Source organism: Sphaerochaeta sp. PS (assembly GCF_032144095.1).
In the GTDB taxonomy this organism is placed as follows: domain Bacteria; phylum Spirochaetota; class Spirochaetia; order Sphaerochaetales; family Sphaerochaetaceae; genus Sphaerochaeta.
This window is the reverse complement of the sequence record NZ_JAVSNJ010000003.1, coordinates 56586-71939: the sequence shown is the minus strand read 5'-3', so window position 1 is coordinate 71939 and position 15354 is coordinate 56586. Positions and strand designations below refer to the sequence as shown.

Annotated in this window: 22 protein-coding genes and 1 tRNA gene; 19 read left to right on the top strand and 4 right to left on the bottom strand. The window is 46.8% G+C overall.

Going from position 1 to position 15354, the window contains the following annotated elements:
- Positions 1-63 precede the first annotated feature (63 nt).
- Both ROJ03_RS04845 and ROJ03_RS04840 read right to left on the bottom strand, forming a co-directional pair.
- The gene (locus ROJ03_RS04845) at positions 64-2010 is read right to left on the bottom strand and encodes a hypothetical protein (protein ID WP_313725870.1); all 1947 of its coding nucleotides are present in this window, start codon (positions 2008-2010) and stop codon (positions 64-66) included.
- Between the two features lie 117 nt (positions 2011-2127).
- Positions 2128-2844: a S24 family peptidase gene (locus ROJ03_RS04840; RefSeq protein ID WP_313725869.1), complete on the bottom strand. Its 717-nt coding sequence runs from the start codon at positions 2842-2844 to the stop codon at positions 2128-2130.
- Between the two features lie 102 nt (positions 2845-2946).
- Between ROJ03_RS04840 and ROJ03_RS04835 the strand changes: the two genes are divergently transcribed.
- From ROJ03_RS04835 to ROJ03_RS04815, 6 genes are all read left to right on the top strand, one after another.
- Positions 2947-3177, top strand: coding sequence for a hypothetical protein (locus tag ROJ03_RS04835; protein ID WP_313725868.1), 231 nt, complete (start codon positions 2947-2949; stop codon positions 3175-3177).
- The gene (locus ROJ03_RS13045) at positions 3174-3359 is read left to right on the top strand and encodes a helix-turn-helix domain-containing protein (RefSeq protein WP_409530490.1); all 186 of its coding nucleotides are present in this window, start codon (positions 3174-3176) and stop codon (positions 3357-3359) included. The genes ROJ03_RS04835 and ROJ03_RS13045 overlap by 4 nt, the downstream gene beginning before the upstream one ends.
- A gap of 97 nt (positions 3360-3456) precedes the next feature.
- Positions 3457-3645, top strand: coding sequence for a helix-turn-helix domain-containing protein (locus tag ROJ03_RS04830; protein ID WP_313725867.1), 189 nt, complete (start codon positions 3457-3459; stop codon positions 3643-3645).
- A complete protein-coding gene (locus ROJ03_RS04825; protein WP_313725866.1) occupies positions 3642-3779 on the top strand; it encodes a hypothetical protein in 138 nt (45 codons plus the stop codon). The genes ROJ03_RS04830 and ROJ03_RS04825 overlap by 4 nt, the downstream gene beginning before the upstream one ends.
- 32 nt (positions 3780-3811) lie before the next feature.
- On the top strand, positions 3812-4513 hold the full coding sequence (locus ROJ03_RS04820; RefSeq protein WP_313725865.1) for a DNA methyltransferase: 702 nt from the start codon (positions 3812-3814) through the stop codon (positions 4511-4513).
- Positions 4514-4762: 249 nt separating this feature from the next.
- The gene (locus tag ROJ03_RS04815; protein ID WP_313725864.1) at positions 4763-5155 is read left to right on the top strand and encodes a hypothetical protein; all 393 of its coding nucleotides are present in this window, start codon (positions 4763-4765) and stop codon (positions 5153-5155) included.
- Here the strand turns inward: ROJ03_RS04815 and ROJ03_RS04810 are convergent.
- Positions 5133-5381 carry a hypothetical protein gene (locus ROJ03_RS04810; protein WP_313725863.1) on the bottom strand — a complete coding sequence of 83 codons (249 nt, stop codon included), beginning with the start codon at positions 5379-5381 and terminating at the stop codon, positions 5133-5135. The genes ROJ03_RS04815 and ROJ03_RS04810 overlap by 23 nt on opposite strands.
- Positions 5382-5653: 272 nt before the next feature.
- Between ROJ03_RS04810 and ROJ03_RS04805 the strand changes: the two genes are divergently transcribed.
- The 12 genes from ROJ03_RS04805 to ROJ03_RS04750 all read left to right on the top strand — a co-directional run bounded on the left by ROJ03_RS04805 (position 5654) and on the right by ROJ03_RS04750 (position 12046).
- Positions 5654-5737: transfer RNA gene (locus ROJ03_RS04805), tRNA-Ser, on the top strand.
- A gap of 21 nt (positions 5738-5758) precedes the next feature.
- Complete coding sequence (gene ssb, locus ROJ03_RS04800; RefSeq protein WP_313725862.1) at positions 5759-6211, top strand: single-stranded DNA-binding protein; 453 nt, start codon at positions 5759-5761, stop codon at positions 6209-6211.
- Entirely contained in the window at positions 6195-6659 is a 465-nt protein-coding gene (locus ROJ03_RS04795; RefSeq protein WP_313725861.1) for a recombination protein NinG, read from the top strand. The genes ssb and ROJ03_RS04795 overlap by 17 nt, the downstream gene beginning before the upstream one ends.
- Positions 6656-6913, top strand: coding sequence for a hypothetical protein (locus ROJ03_RS04790; protein ID WP_313725860.1), 258 nt, complete (start codon positions 6656-6658; stop codon positions 6911-6913). Before ROJ03_RS04795 ends, ROJ03_RS04790 begins: the two co-directional genes overlap by 4 nt.
- Complete coding sequence (locus tag ROJ03_RS04785; protein WP_313725859.1) at positions 6910-7848, top strand: hypothetical protein; 939 nt, start codon at positions 6910-6912, stop codon at positions 7846-7848. Before ROJ03_RS04790 ends, ROJ03_RS04785 begins: the two co-directional genes overlap by 4 nt.
- Entirely contained in the window at positions 7845-8555 is a 711-nt protein-coding gene (locus ROJ03_RS04780) for an ATP-binding protein (RefSeq protein WP_313725858.1), read from the top strand. The genes ROJ03_RS04785 and ROJ03_RS04780 overlap by 4 nt, the downstream gene beginning before the upstream one ends.
- Positions 8552-8848 (top strand): hypothetical protein, encoded by a 297-nt coding sequence (locus ROJ03_RS04775; protein WP_313725857.1) that lies wholly within the window; start codon positions 8552-8554, stop codon positions 8846-8848. The genes ROJ03_RS04780 and ROJ03_RS04775 overlap by 4 nt, the downstream gene beginning before the upstream one ends.
- Entirely contained in the window at positions 8848-9057 is a 210-nt protein-coding gene (locus ROJ03_RS04770; protein WP_313725856.1) for a hypothetical protein, read from the top strand. The genes ROJ03_RS04775 and ROJ03_RS04770 overlap by 1 nt, the downstream gene beginning before the upstream one ends.
- Positions 9039-9419 carry a hypothetical protein gene (locus ROJ03_RS04765; protein WP_313725855.1) on the top strand — a complete coding sequence of 127 codons (381 nt, stop codon included), beginning with the start codon at positions 9039-9041 and terminating at the stop codon, positions 9417-9419. Before ROJ03_RS04770 ends, ROJ03_RS04765 begins: the two co-directional genes overlap by 19 nt.
- Positions 9416-9910, top strand: a complete 495-nt coding sequence (locus tag ROJ03_RS04760; RefSeq protein WP_313725854.1) for an HNH endonuclease signature motif containing protein — start codon at positions 9416-9418, stop codon at positions 9908-9910. The genes ROJ03_RS04765 and ROJ03_RS04760 overlap by 4 nt, the downstream gene beginning before the upstream one ends.
- Positions 9894-10313 carry a phage terminase small subunit P27 family gene (locus ROJ03_RS04755; RefSeq protein WP_313725853.1) on the top strand — a complete coding sequence of 140 codons (420 nt, stop codon included), beginning with the start codon at positions 9894-9896 and terminating at the stop codon, positions 10311-10313. Before ROJ03_RS04760 ends, ROJ03_RS04755 begins: the two co-directional genes overlap by 17 nt.
- Complete coding sequence (locus tag ROJ03_RS04750) at positions 10310-12046, top strand: terminase large subunit (RefSeq protein ID WP_313725852.1); 1737 nt, start codon at positions 10310-10312, stop codon at positions 12044-12046. The genes ROJ03_RS04755 and ROJ03_RS04750 overlap by 4 nt, the downstream gene beginning before the upstream one ends.
- 460 nt (positions 12047-12506) lie before the next feature.
- Here the strand turns inward: ROJ03_RS04750 and ROJ03_RS04745 are convergent, their stop codons facing one another.
- Positions 12507-13220 (bottom strand): hypothetical protein, encoded by a 714-nt coding sequence (locus ROJ03_RS04745; RefSeq protein WP_313725851.1) that lies wholly within the window; start codon positions 13218-13220, stop codon positions 12507-12509.
- Between the two features lie 160 nt (positions 13221-13380).
- On the opposite strand from ROJ03_RS04745, the gene ROJ03_RS04740 reads away from it, so the two are divergent.
- On the top strand, positions 13381-15351 hold the full coding sequence (locus tag ROJ03_RS04740; RefSeq protein WP_313725850.1) for a phage portal protein: 1971 nt from the start codon (positions 13381-13383) through the stop codon (positions 15349-15351).
- The last annotated feature ends 3 nt before the right edge of the window (positions 15352-15354 follow it).

The following is a 15354-nucleotide window of genomic DNA, read 5'->3' as shown; positions in this document are numbered from 1 at the left end:
GCTTGGAAGCATAAAAAAACAGGCTAGTACAATTTTGCGAAAGCCACCTATATAATCATACTCCTACATATTCTGAATTTTTCTGCTAAGATATATCTCCTCAGTAATCTTGAGAGTAATATCAACAATTATGATTAAGAAAATTAGATAGTTTTCCTTGTGAATTAAATCATCTTTTGACGCGCCCGTTTGTGTTCCATGCGCATAATCATTCCTTAAGTGTAAACTATCAGAAAAAATTTGATGATTTAACAGATAGTTGAACATATCTCTTTCAGATTTTGCAAAAAGAGTTTCTTCACTCTGCAAAAGACCTTCAGCCTCCAACTCATCGATTACCTTTTGATCTCCAGCTGAATTATACCAAAAACAAATTATTTCATTTTGGTATAGATCATATAGAACCCTTGACCTATCGGTAATCCTAAGTTGTCCATTAGTTTCAGCCGTAATAAAGGCACGATCAATAAGCCAATCTAGAAGTAGAATAATCTCAGGTATATCCACATAGTCTGTTTTCGTAACAAATTCATTGGTAACTAGCAAATAAAAACTTTTATATGATTTCTCAAATCTTTGTACATAATGTAGCATGCACTGATCAGAAAACATACTATGGATCGCTTTTTTTATGTCAGAATTTCTTTCATCAGCTATAAAATATTTTTTGGGAACCAATGATTTAACATCACTAATTCCAGTTGTTTCAGATTCCATTTGGATCAATTCTTGGTCGACCATTCCATCTTCTACAAAAATATTAAATTGCTTTAGCAGCTTATCAATTTCTGGTAATATCGTTCGACATTTTTCAAAATAATTTGTATTAGCAGAAGGAATATCTAACTGAAATCCTTTAATAGAAAATAATGTTTCAAGGCCTTCTTCATAAAAATTCTTTAGTAACACCTCAAGCCGAATTCCGTTTTTTTCAAGGGTTTCGCAATATCCTTGCATCTGCAACTTTTCCAATGCCAATAAATCATTAAAGTTATGACTTGGAGCAAACGAATTTTTATATTCAGGGAAAATATACCTTTCGAATAGGAGTTTCTGAGATTTTTTATTAGTCAAAGCAATTCTGAATTGTGCATCTACAAAACTAAACAAATTTCTAAAGTTACTAAGGATAGTATTAGGATTCAAGTGATCGGTGATCCATTTTGAACTATATGAGAATTTTGATATTAAAGCTTCATAATCGTTGGTGATTTCGATTTTTTTTAGTTGAGCTGGGTTAAAGGCAACTTCTATTCTTCTATTAAATGTAGGTAAACCAGATTCAGTAATACGCGACTCAATCGCTTCACATTTTTTTTTAGCTGCAAGTTTTGTTTTTGTAGATAGAGCTGGTCCACCAGCATTCTTGTTAAGTAACAGCGCTCTTAAGTAGTTTAAATTTGGATCCATTGAATCAGAAATGTATTTTTGGATAATTAATTCTATTTTAATATTATTAAAATCAGAAGGAAAATAAATAACTAATTGTCTATAATTAGATATAAAATATAATTCAATTATCAATTCAGCAGTAATATCAAATTCAAAAATTAGCCGCTCAGAGATTTCAGTATTAAACTTATTGATCAAATTCCGGTGCTTTAAGAGTATAACTGTATCCGTAGTTTTTGAAAGCTCAATAAAATATTGACTGTCCCAATTTTTAAATAAATTATATGTTGTTATTAATTCCCAAAATATACCCTTATAGATACCTCCTAAATTATCAAGATCATTGGAACCATATTTCTTGTTCTTCATGAATGATGAAATCAGTCTAGGAAAAGTGCTTACTATTGATTTATAATTATCATTCACTTGTTGAGTCCAAATTAATGAAAAAACACCAGCATCAATAAATTTTTTTACATTAAAGAGTTCAATAGCATCAGACAAATCATCTATTGAAATGGAGTTGTTAAGAATTGATTCAATAGGAGATAAAAAAAAAGAACAGGAAAGGTCTGATTTAGAAAAGAAACTTACTCGGATGTCTTGATCTTGTATCATGAATATTATCCTTTTCAGCTTAATACATTAGTTATATTGACTGTGGCCGAATATCAATGAAAACATTACCGAAAAGGGCTTATGAGTAAGCACCCCAATTCTCTCAGGGTGCTTCAACTAGTATGGATGGCAATGTATCCATCCTACGACTTTACCCATAATCGTCAAGTTATCATTATCCATTGGGATTGTCTCTGTTGAATAGCGAGAATTCTCGCTATGAATGAATATCATCTGTTCCCCGGATCTGAATTCCAGGCGTTTAACTTTCAAGTCACCGTAGAGGGAAATCACATATATCCCATTCTCACTGATATGTCCCTGAGCGAAGATAACCATATCTCCCTCGAATATCTGCACCCCGGTCATGGAATCTCCTTTTACAGAGACGGCTATCAAGGAACTATGATCTATTCCCCTTGCCATTCTCTCCAGGATGCGCACATAGCCGACATATTCCGAAGGAGGTAGGAATTCTTGTCCAAGTCCAGCAGAAACTCTCTGAGGGGCTATAGGAATTAGTAGGGTTGGTTCTTCGTTATTATGAGGGCTAAAAGTCCGGCCGTTTGGAGTTTGAATTGTTTCAATTTTTTTCTCATTAACATAATCATCATCAGGTAATGGTAATTCTTCACCTGTGAAAAGGTATTCAACAGTTGTATCCATTGCGCATGCTATAGCAAAGCATTTATCACCCGCAGGGACGATGTTTCTTGCTACCCAGTTGTCGATTGTTTTTGGGCTCACCTCGATTTTTACCCCAAGTTCTTTTCGGGTAAGGCTAGTAACTTTTCTAAGATTCTCAACTCGATTCCAAAACTCTATCATTAACATAGTTTACCCCTCATATAACATATGATACCGCGTTTAACATATATTTAGTACAAAATTTGATTTGTTGATTGACTATTATGTTGTTTAAGGTATAATAGCAGTATGAATACCGTAATTAACAAACAATTACTTGTCCATTTTGGTGGAAAACTCCCAAGGGAGACCCACATAGCAGTTAAAAAGTATGCAGCAGAACACGGAATTACTCTAAATAAATTGTATGACAAGGCATTGCGTGGTTTCTTAATTGAACAATCGGAAACTGAGAATATCACTCCGACAACAATCATCGACTCCCAAAATAGCAGAATAAAAACAAAGGATGCCAAATGACTTTTCCAAACCGCCTCATAACAGTCAAAGAAACAGCTGAACTACTTTCAATTTCAGATCGCAAAGTAAGGGATCTTATTGCCCGCCCTAAGACCAGTCATGACCACCTACCCTCTCATCATATTGGTGGAAAGGTTGTTCTTGATCCTGAAGAAATAAAGGAATGGCTTTCACAACGGTAGAGTTCCGGCATGGCCGGTTGATTTTTAATAATACAAAGGTTTGCAATTTGAGTGGTGCGGGAAACCGCACCATCCATTCACAAGAGACGGAGGGTTCATGCTCATAACAACTGCTGATGCCGCCAAGCGCCTTGGAGTAAATCGAAGGACGGTGCTCCTCTGGATCCAAACAAGAGGGATACCTGCCTACAGGTTTTCAGGATGCTGGCGGATTGATGATAACGATCTAGAGAAATGGATTGCCGATAAGAAAATCAATGTCAAAGGAACAGGAGGTCATGGATGATTGGAACTATTTTGAAGGTTATCGTAGCAGCCATTTTACTGATGGCGATTGTTGCAGTCGCTGGAGTCCAGGGCATGAGCGATGAAAAACGAAAGGAATACGGCCATGGGCCGAAAGGACAGGGACGAAGGTGAATATCGTTCATTTAGGTGATTGTCTGGAATTCATGAAAGCGATTCCAGACAACCACTATCAGCTCGCCATTGTTGATCCTCCGTACGGAGGAGGTGGAAAGGATACCTGGGCGGGAAAGAAACGCGGACGGTTTGGTGGACACTTTGATCGATATCATATCACTACCGACGATATGCAGGGGGCCCCTGGTTTTCCTGAAATCAAAGTCCATCGGACTGGTGGAGACTGGGTAAACAAACACAAGGTTAAAGGCGAGCCTGGCACTGATATTAGTAACTGGGATTATGCACCGAGTTCGGAATATTTCGATGAACTATTCAGAATTTCCCAAAATCAGATCATATGGGGAGGGAATTACTTCGGACTTCCCCCTACCCGCTGTTTCGTAGTCTGGAGAAAGCTCACTATCAGCGAAACCTTCTCAATGGCAATGGCCGAATATGCCTGGACGAGTTTCAACTCCAACGCAAAGGTCTTTGATGCTGCTCCCCAGGGAACAAAGAAGAACCCCAGGATCCATCCCACCCAGAAGCCCGTTTCACTATACAAGTGGCTGCTTGGGAAATATGCCAAGGAAGGAGACATGATCTTTGATTCACATGTAGGAAGCGGGTCAAGTAGGATTGCCTGCCACGACATGGGATTCGAGTTCGAAGGATGTGAGATCGACAGGATCTACTGGGAATCCCAGGACAAGAGATTTTCCAACCATGTAAATCAGCAGGCAGCATGAGCCTTGCTTATAGATATAGCGGCAGGGGGTTACTCCTCCTCCTTGATGACCGGATGGTTCCCGGGAGATCGCGAAACAGCCCTGGGCTACACAGTCGAGTGGCAAGCCGGGTCCGTAAGCAACGGTAGCGCGGGGTGAATACCAAGCATCCCGAATGTAGGTTCGAATCCTACCGGGTCCAATCAAGAATTGGACGTACTGTTCAGATAAAGAATAATGGGACCTGCCCAAGATCAAGGAAGGATTTAAATGATTACTATTATAGCATTGGATCATCTTCAACAATCGGCGCCAGAGACAAGAATGGTCTCTCTGAATACCCCATTCAGTGGTTTTTGTTCAGTAGCAATAGAGCCTCCAGAGGCAATCACCGAATATTTCAAGGAGTTCTTAGCAAAAGCCAATGCCCTCACGTCAGGGAGTGAATGCAGAGTTAAGCTATCTTCCGACGGGAGTCTTTTCATAAACTTAATACTCCCCGACCGGAGATACCAGATAATTCCTGATGCCTCGAAGCCCATCTACCGTATTAATGAAATACAACAGATAAGTACAAAGCATCAGGAAATCATTCGGGATGCTGCAGGTCACGAGAAGATGATCTGGGTCTGTGACAAGATCAAATTTCCACAGGAGGAGTGAACGGCAAGATCCCGACGACCTTGAGGCAATCTCGACAGACTATAGCAGTGAAATTGGTATATTTGCCATCATTGGCTGTTTTGATCATCCACTCATCCTGATCATTCGTTTTCCACTCGGTGATACGATCCGCCAGATAGTCTACAGTTACCGGTTCAAGAATTTTACCGCAGTGGGGGCATGCGACAGCATCGCAGAAGAAGAGACCTTTAGTTTGTTTTTCCATCAATTTTCCTTCGGCCTGATAAGCCTTGTTTCAAGTTACAGAGAGCATATCACAAGTTGGGGGAGGGTTTCAGTAATTAGTTGGCAAAGGGTTCTGCTGTCCCTTCAAACAGCAGGTTTAAGGGGCTGTGGCGAAATGGTAAACGCTGTGGTTTGAGTCCTACAGGTAAGCAAGAGCTTCTGGACGCAGGTTCGATTCCTGCCAGTCCCATAGCCAGAAATGGCACAAGTCGGGAGCGTCCAATCCTTAGCCTGAGCGGGATTGGGCATTTTGGAGAGTTGGCCGAGTGGCCGAAGGTACCCGTCCTGAAAACGGGAGGACGAATAGTCCCGGGGGTTCGAATCCCCCACTCTCCGTTGATCAAGAAAGGAGTAGCAATGAAAGACATCAACATCGTATCCCTTACCGGGAGGCTGACCAGGGCAATGGAGCTCAAGTACACCTCCTCTGGTTCACCTATCGGGAAATTCTCGCTAGCAGTGAACCGAAACAAGAAACAGGGTGACAAATGGGTGGACGAAGCATCGTTCTTCGAATGTGCTTATTTCGGGAAGGCTGCAGAAGCCCTTGCACAATACCTTGTACAGGGAAAGCAAGTTGCCCTTTCGGGGGAGATGCGCCAAGAGCGCTGGACCCAGGACGGACAGAACTACAGCCGGGTCGTGGTAGTGGTATCTTCCCTTTCCCTTATGGGTTCCAAGGACGAGAACCAGAACAGGCAGACCAACAATACCAGCAAGCCTCCCCAGCAACAGCCGCAGACACGTTCAAACCCACCCCAGCCAGCCCAAGGCCCGGAGAGCTACTATGATGATGAAATTCCATTCTAAGGCAAAACCAAGGGAAAAGGCCCTGACGGCATTCCAGAAACTGAGGCGCTATCAGGCAGCCACCCCGAACGGGTATGTGAAGTGCATATCCTGCGGGAAGCTCATGAATGTGAAGGAAGCCCAGGGAGGACATCTGGTTAGCAGACGGGTACGGGCAACAGAACTTGAACCGGATAACGTCTGGCCCCAATGCCCTCGCTGCAACGGTCCCCTGTCAGGGAATGTGATCGCATACCGTTCCAACCTAGTGAAGCTCATCGGGGTGGTACGGGTACAAAGGATAGAGGACCTTGCCAATGCCTCAGAGGGCGACGAGGAAGCCTACCAGAGGCTCAGTGGGGAAGATAGGCGGTCAACGGTAAGGAAAAGGACCGAGGCCGAATATGAGGCCCTTGCATCGGGATTCAGGGCACAGACCAGGATACTGCAGAAGGAGAAGGTTTCATGACAACTACACAAGCGGTGACCGAAGTGTTGAAGGAATGGGGTCCAGGGACGGCCCTCTACGGGTATGAGATCCACAAGATGGTGATCAAGAAGCTCAAGGCAAGCGGAGAGACCAAAAGGCCCCTTGATGCGACGGTTCTCAGACGATTGCGGGAAAGGGCAAACATCTACGGGGTGCGGGTACTCAAGCCCAGCGATAGCCTCTATTACAGGGAATTGAAGCGGAACGGCAAGGCACAGGAGACGGTAGCATGAAATATACGATATTTGGGTTCAGCCAAAAGGGGCTGCTCAAGCTTGGGCTAGGTACCGAGGAAGCCTTGGTGCTGGATTGGTTCGTAACGTTCCAGGGTTCAGGCAGGATGCGCTCCATGATTGTTGATGGACAGGGATGGTACTGGGTCAACTATGCAGGTGTACTTGAGGACATACCCATAGCCGGAGGATCCGAGAAGACCATTGCAAGAAGGTTCGCAAAGCTTGAGGCATCCGGGGTGCTTGATCACCTGACTGTACGTGAAGGAGGGACCTTCAGCTGCTTCAGGCTCAATGAGAAGATCTATACTGCCCTTGTTTCCGATACCCAAGACACAACCGAAAAGGGAAAGACAAAAGTGTCCGACCCTAGGACAGAATTGTCCGAGGGGTACGATGGTGGATGTATTGATAGGTACCCAGCTTCCATAACAAACATAACTGGACAAGGGACAGAATTGTCCTACGGTGGGACAAAGTTGGGTGAGGGGGTCGGACAGAATTGGGAGACGGGGTCGGACAAAAATGGGCGACCAAAAGACTCTCTTACCAGAAGAACTAACTTACCAGATAAGACTCCTAAAGAACCCCCTACCCCCATCGGGGGAAAATGTGCAGAAACGGACAAGACCCCAAGACCTCGGTTCATGAAACCAACGGTCGAAGAGATTGCAGCTTATTGCCAGGAACGGTCAAACGGCATCGATGCCCAGGAATTCTTCGATTCGAACGAGACGAAGGGATGGCTGGTGGGAAACACCAAGACCCCAATGAAAGATTGGCAGGCCGCAATCCGCACCTGGGAGCATGCCCGCAAGCGGAACCTCAACAACACTGGTAGACCTAGTCAAGGATCCACAAAAGCTCGCTATCACAGCGAAGGTCATGCAGCAGCTCCTCTTTCGGGGTGGAACAAGATCGGGGGTACGAAATGAACGGACTTGAACAGGGTTTCATCCTGAACCTGGAAGCCAAGCGAAGGGAACGGGAAATCGGGCAGTACGGACATGAACTATCCAATGCCGAACGCATTGCTTTGGAAGCAGCACAGAACAGTCAGGCGGAGAATGAGGCCGCAGAGAAGAAAGCCTTCGAATTCCGCAAATGGAGGACTGAGCAACTTTCCTGCATCCCCCCAAGGTTCACGGGAAAAAGCTTTGACAACTATCGCTGCCTCTCCCAAATCCAACGGGAGGCTGTTGCCCATCTGAAAACCGGAAGGAGCACCATCATCTACGGTGGGAACGGCCTGGGGAAGACCCACCTGGCTTTTGCATCCATCCGATACCAGGTGGAGCACGGGGTGAGCTCATGCTATGTGCTTGCCTTTGATTTCTTCTCTGAGATCAAACGATCGTTCAGGGATGATACAACCGCATCTGTGATGAAGCGCTATGCCCAAGTCGGGTATCTTGTGATCGATGAAGTCGACAAGGCATTCGGGAGCCAGACCGAATTCGTCTATCTGTATGCCCTGGTCAACGAAAGATACAACATGATGCTCCCTACCGTATTGATCACCAATGCAAATGAGGCCGACCTGGTATCAGTAATCGGTACCTCTACTCTCTCAAGGGTTGCCGGTGACGGTGCAATCATCGAGCTTTCCGGTGAGGACTACAGGCAGAGGGCATTGGCATGAGCGAGGAACTGGAGCTACGGGGTGAACGGGTGAACTCAAGAAGCACCACCCCCATGAGAAAGCAGATTGCAAAGGTTGCCAAGGGAATCAACAAGAGGATTGCAGAGAACATACCTTTCTGGCCAGAAGTGATCAGCTACCCGGAACTTGCTGCCAAGGTAGGCCTGTCGGTGACGGCCACTACGGCAAGGATTGCCGGGGTCCAGGAACAGTACATGGTATTCCAACACAGGAAAGGGATCTCGAGGATACGGCCAGACTACTCGAACATTGAGATAAGGAGGAACGACTGATGGGTGCTTATCTGATGACGGTAGTAGAGCTGGATTTTAGGGTACGGGGTGCCCGCCAGCGGAAGATACGCAACACCCTGGCTACAATCCATTCGATCGTTGGGCAGGGTTTCAGGGAACAACCGGCGGGGGAATACCTTCTGCTCATTGGTGAGGAGAAAGCCCTGGTCGTCAGGAAAAGGAACGGAAAATGGGTAGGCATCCAGTGAATGATCTCAAGGTTCTATGCAGTGAGCTGGTCGGGAGACGCTACTCCACCGACGAAAAGATATGGAAGATATCCACAGTGCTGATAAGGCACGATGGTACGTTTCTGTTTCTCCGTAGGGATGAGGACAAACGGATCATCATGAGGGAAGTCCTTCTGGACAGGACTCGCATCATCATAGGAGGTTTGGATGAAAAGGGAAGTTGTCCCAAGACCGGGACGGAAGAGATCGGCGGCGAAGCGCCAATGTGCAAGGGCCCAGTTGATGGAGATATGGAAGCAAGGCAATGCGGCCCAGTTGCCACCGAGGGTACGTCTTGCAGTCGAGACGTTGGTACCAGAGCTGGGAAAGGTGAGAGATGATCAGAAGACGATGTAAGACATTCGGGTGTGCGAACCTTCATGTAAACAAGAGCGGCTACTGCGACGACTGTACGCGCAAGCATGCAGTCGACTATACCGACGGCAGGGAATCATCCAACACCCGTGGTTACAACTACAAGTGGCGTGAGTTTTCCAAGAAGTTCCTTGCATTCCACCCTACCTGCGCCATATGTGGTGCCCCTGCTACGGTCACCGACCACCGTGACACCCCGGCCGAGATCATGCTCGACCTGTACGGACGGTTTGATCTCGACCCTTTGAATTACCAGGCACTATGTACCAGTTGCAACACGCGAAAGGCGAAGGAAGACAAGGAAAAGGTAGAGCAATACTTTGCACGCAAAGCAAATGGCTACCCCGGGGGGGAGGGTCAAAAAAACGGCCCCCTACCCACGACCGCGCCGGTTAGTCCTGTCCACACACACGGAGGTTTTTATAAGGGGGTCCCGCTCGATGGCCAAGAAAAATAAGGCCGGGCTTCTGGCCAAAATCCCCCGAGCTCCCGAGTATTTCGGGGAAAATGCAAAGGCTGAATGGACAAGATTACTCAAGATACTGGTTGAAGATAAGCTGGTCACAACCCTTGACCTGAATGTGGTTGAGGGGGCATGCATGAACTATGGGATATACCGTGACATGTATGATGCAATAACTGCAAACGGCACCAGAACTATGGCTGAATACATCGAGGAACGGGGTGGCAACAGCCAGAAACAGGGCGAACTGACCACGCTGAACAAGGCATTTGACCAATATACCAAGATTCTCCGGATGTTTGGGGCCACACCGGCAGCTCGCCATGTAATGAAGCTTTCCTCCAGGGAAGGCAGTCCTGATGACGAAGATCCTCTTGGCAAGGAACTCGGCCTTTGAGTGGGAAACGGCTGACCCTAGCCCTAAGGCAAAAGCTGGAGGCACGGCAGAAAGAGCTTTTCGAAGGATATGTCAATGCAGTGGTATCGGGAACCAGGAATGCGGGTCTTGCAGAACGCCAGAAGGTAGACCGCCATCTGAAGGATCTGGAAAGGACCGACTGGGAATGGGTTTTCGATTGGGCCACCGCCCACAAGACCCTCTGCTGGATGCAGGCAAACCTCAAGTTCCCCACAGGGCTCTGTCAGGGTAAGGCATTGTTGCTCGAAGGCTGGCAGATTTTCGACATTGCTACCCTCTTCGGCTGGATATCAAAAATTGATAAACGACAGAGGCGCTTTACCACTGCCTACTGGCAAGTGGCAAGAAAAAACGGCAAGAGTACCATAGGTGGGGGTATAGCAGACTACCTTGCATTCGGGGATGACTATCCTGATGCACGTGTCTATATAGCCGCATCCTCGATGGATCAGTGCGAGGAATCCTTCGGGGCTGCAAGTGGCATGCTCACCCTGGGCTGGTACCAGGGCAAGGTAGTCGTCTCCAATACAAAGAACAACAAGCAGGTGGATCTCAACGGTACCAAGGCCTTCGTGAAAGGAATCAGTGCGAACCCGAAGGACGGAAAGCTCCCCCATGGCCTGCTCCTTGACGAATACCACCAGCACGTGGACAAACAATTGTACAACTCGATCGACTCTGGGCGTGTCGCAGACCCTACGGCATTGATGCTGATCATCACCACTGCTGGAGTGGAGCTTGGGGGTGTCTGTCACCAGGAATATGAGAAGTGCAAGCAGATCCTCATGGGGGCCGAGACTTCCGACCGCTACTGGATCAGCATCTACGAGCCTGACGATGGGGACAAGGACGATGACCCTGTATCCTGGGAGAAGGCGAACCCCAACATGGGGGTTTCGGTCAACACAGGGATGCTCCAGGACCGCTACGATAAATGCAAACTCACTGAATCTGACCTGGTGGACTTCAGGATCAAGAACATGGACCGGTGGGTCATGGGATCGACAAGATGGGCGAACATGGACATCTGGCTCGAGCGTTGTTGTGATCCCTTCGATACAGAGGAACTCAAGGGCCGTACCTGTTACGGAGGGCTCGACCTCTCAAGTACCAGTGACTTCACAGCTTTCGTTCTCACGTTTCCGCCTATTACCGAAGGGGAGAAATGGAAGCAGCTCTACATGTTCTGGGTCCCTGGGGACAATGTGGTGGCATTGTCCAGGCAATTGAGAAAACCCCTGCAGGATTGGGTTGCCAAGGGCTTGATGCGGGCCCCGGTTGGGCCTGTCGTTGATTATGTAAATGTGGGCAATTTCATACAGGGCTGCATGGGGACCTATGACCTCAGGCTCATTGCCTGCGATGCCTGGAAACTGGAACTGTTCGCCAGCAAGGTCGGTGATTGGTTCGAGAACATCGCGGCCAAATTCAGCCAGGGGATGAAGAACATGTTCCTTCCTGTGGACCAATACAAAGAAGCCTATCTTACTGGAAGGATTACGTGCGGAGGAAATCCTATCCAGACATGGATGATGGACTGCGTGGAAAGCTCTACAGACTCGAACGGTAATACAAAGTTGGTCAAGCCGAAGTTGGAACGATCGAAGACCAGAATTGACGGGGTGATAGCCTCAATCATGAGCTATAATACCGCAGTTGATAACGAAGGCCAGGAGAATATCAATGCAAAGGAAGATTTTTTGTTTTTTTAATTGACACAAAGAAAAAATGAGATGCATATTGTTAACGTATAGTAGCCTTCAATTGGCATTTTGGGGATTTCGTTATTATCTTGTGTGGCTTTACGATTCTCATCCTACTCTAAAAGGTTGGAAAACCATTCGAAAGAACCTTCAAAAGTGGTTTCGAAAAAGGTTGATTTTGAATTTAATGGAGGTAAGATGATGAAAAATATTGCTATTATAAGTACTTGTTTGGCGGGACTGGGCATTTGCGGGGAGCGTTACCTCACAAGAGTAATGAGATGAACTAAAATGTAGAAGGGTTAAATGTCTTGGGTTCGAATCCCAACTCTCCGCTCTATTTTACTAATTCACTTTTTCTCTTATTTATTAGAATATAAGAATTTTATAAAACCTCTTTGGATTCTTTTGTGAAAAGCAAAGAGGTTTCTTGTTTTAAGTATTTAAAAAAGACTTTCTTGGTTTTTACTCAAATGTGTAGTTTCTTATGTGTTATCCAGAATGACTCATCAGGTTTTATAACCAAAATATCTATCGGACCTCCAACCGTTTCATTTATATTTTGGAAATGCATGGTCTGTATTGTCACGTCAACGGCGTATTTAGCAAAATTGATTGCATCCTGCAGTGTAAACAAATTAAAAGGTATTCCAAAGAAGGGAAGGTTTGAATATGTACCATCCGCATTAAGTATAGCAGTAGGTTGAACTATCTTTGAAAACACTGTAGTTTCACCGTCCCATTTTGCCCCTTGATTTGATGTATCAATGGGAAGGATCATTTTATTATTGGTATGGACTTGATAGATTTTTTGTATCAATTTACCACCTTCATCTTTGTATCCAGCAATCAGAAAATGCACGCGAATATTCGGGTCAAGTCCTTGAAAATATAGGATAATAAGGTTTGGTAAAATATCAATATCAGTTTGATCTGTAATGTTGGTTCGGATGAAATCTTCGATATATCCAGTAATGGGTATTCCTTTTATTGAAGCATCTCCACAAGTTGAAATGCCGATATTGTTAGGGCATATAAAAGTTTTATCCATAGTATCTGAATTATGGACACCAACAAGAACAGTTTTTGAATTACCGTCAGTTTTTGTTTCGTTATAAGAAATCCTACTATCACTTGCTAAGACAATACCTCCATTGACATATACTGAAATTATAAATGACATCTTTATCCCCCTTTACCTAAAGAAATTATAGTTACCTAAAAAAAATTATGTCAACAAATATTTCCACAGGTGATCATATATTCCCAAAAAGATTCTGTGTACCCAAAAATACCGTTTAGTTTCAATCGCATGAAAGCAGGACTTTTTCTATGCTTACATCATGGGATTGGGAAAGCTGTTTCATTTCAACAAGATTAAGGACGCGGTATCCGTCTCAGTGGGCAAGAGCCTGGACTGGACCGACCTCATGTCCTTCAACCGCGAGAAGGCGCTGGAGAACAGTGCCTTCTGGATCTGCCTGGTAAACCTTGCCAGGACCTTCGGGGCGCTTCCCATTCACACCTACAATAGAAACAGTGACGGGTCACGAAAGACGGACACTGCTTCAGCCGAGGCAATCCTCCTGCGCCATCCCTGCCCCCACATGAACCCCTACTCGTTCCGTTTCGCCATGAGCCTGAACTTCGAGCTCTACGGGGTGGCCTATGCCAAGATAGGCCGGTCCACCACCGGCAAGCCCATAGCCCTCTATCCCATAGCCCCTACGTTGGTACAGCCCACGGTCAAGGACGGCTCACTTTGCTACCTCTATTCGACAACAGGTGAATACATCAGCCGAAAAGATATGCTGGTGGTGATGAACCTCACGACCAACGGCATCATGCCCTTGGCTCCTCTTGATTACGTCAAACAGGACCTCGCTGTCTCGAACGCTGCCAAGACCATGCAGACCAACTGGTTTTCACGTGGCACCATGCTCGGTGGTATCGTCAAGGTCCCTGCCAATACGAGCAAGGAGACCAAGGATGAGATCCGCACATCCTTCCAGACAGGGTTTGGGGGAAGCGGCAACTCATTCAAGACAGCGGTCATCCCCGACAACACGACCTATGAACCGGTGAAGATCGACAGCAAGAGCGCCGAATTCCAGGAAGCCCAGAGATGGACGGTAGCCGAGGTTGCAAGGCGTTTCGGTGTACCCGAGGCCTTCGCCGGTGGATCGGTGAAGGAAACCTATGCCAATGCAGAGCAACGCGGGATCGACCTGGTGCAGTATGCCATCCTCCCCCGCTCGGTAGCCTGGCAAGATGCCTTCAATGCATCCCTTTTCCCCCATGATGATTCCCGGTATGTGAAGATCAACCTCAACGGCCTGATGCGCGGAGACGCGACCACCCGCTCTGCCTATTACCACAACGCCCTGATGGACGGGTGGATGAGTGCCAACGATGTGCGCAGCCTCGAGGACATGGACCCCATTGACTACGGGGACCTGTACATGGTCCCGATGAACTATGTCCCGCGCAAAGTCGCGGCGACGACCAACCCCTACACCTACAAGGCAATGACCCAGGAAACCAGGGATGGTGGAACCCAAGCAGCCCGGATCGAGGATATGAAAAAACTCGAGGACCTGGCATACATGGCCGAGCGATCAGATGTGGCAGCATCGCAGCGCAAGACCATCGAAAAACTCGCACGCAAGCAACTGAAGGCCGAGATTGATGCGCTACAGGCCCTGCTTGACTTGAATATCCCTACATCCGAGCTTCTGGATAAGTTCATGCTAGCAACCGAGAAGATAGCTAGGGAATTCGGGGACCAGTATGTTTCAGCCTTTTCTGCCATCGCAATGAAGATCCAGCCCATCGTACAGAGACAGGTCAAGACAGGGACGCCCGTCGATTCCGACGCCTTCGAGCGGTTCGTGAAGACCTATGCCTATGCTGCCAGCGACCGCCATGCCTCATCAAGGAGCGGTGCCCTGGAGAAGTCCCTCACTGGGATCCCCGACGACCAGGTGCGGGATACCGTTGCCACCGCCACCCAGGAATGGATCGCAACGGTACCAAACCGTGAAGCGGAAGGAGAGACGAACCGGTCGGCCAATGCAATGACGGTCTTCCTGTTTGCCTCCTTGGGTGTGACCTATATGCACGTGGTCGCATCGGCTGATTCCTGCGAGTTCTGCAAAAGGCTCGACGGGCGTGTGGTCGAGGTCAACGGCAATGTGCTGAGCAAGGGTGAGGACGTTGATGACGGAGAGGGGAACATCATGCACATAAGCAAATCGAAGAAGCATCCTCCATTCCATGAAGGGTGCTCCTGCTCGGTGGCACCAGGGAGATAGAAA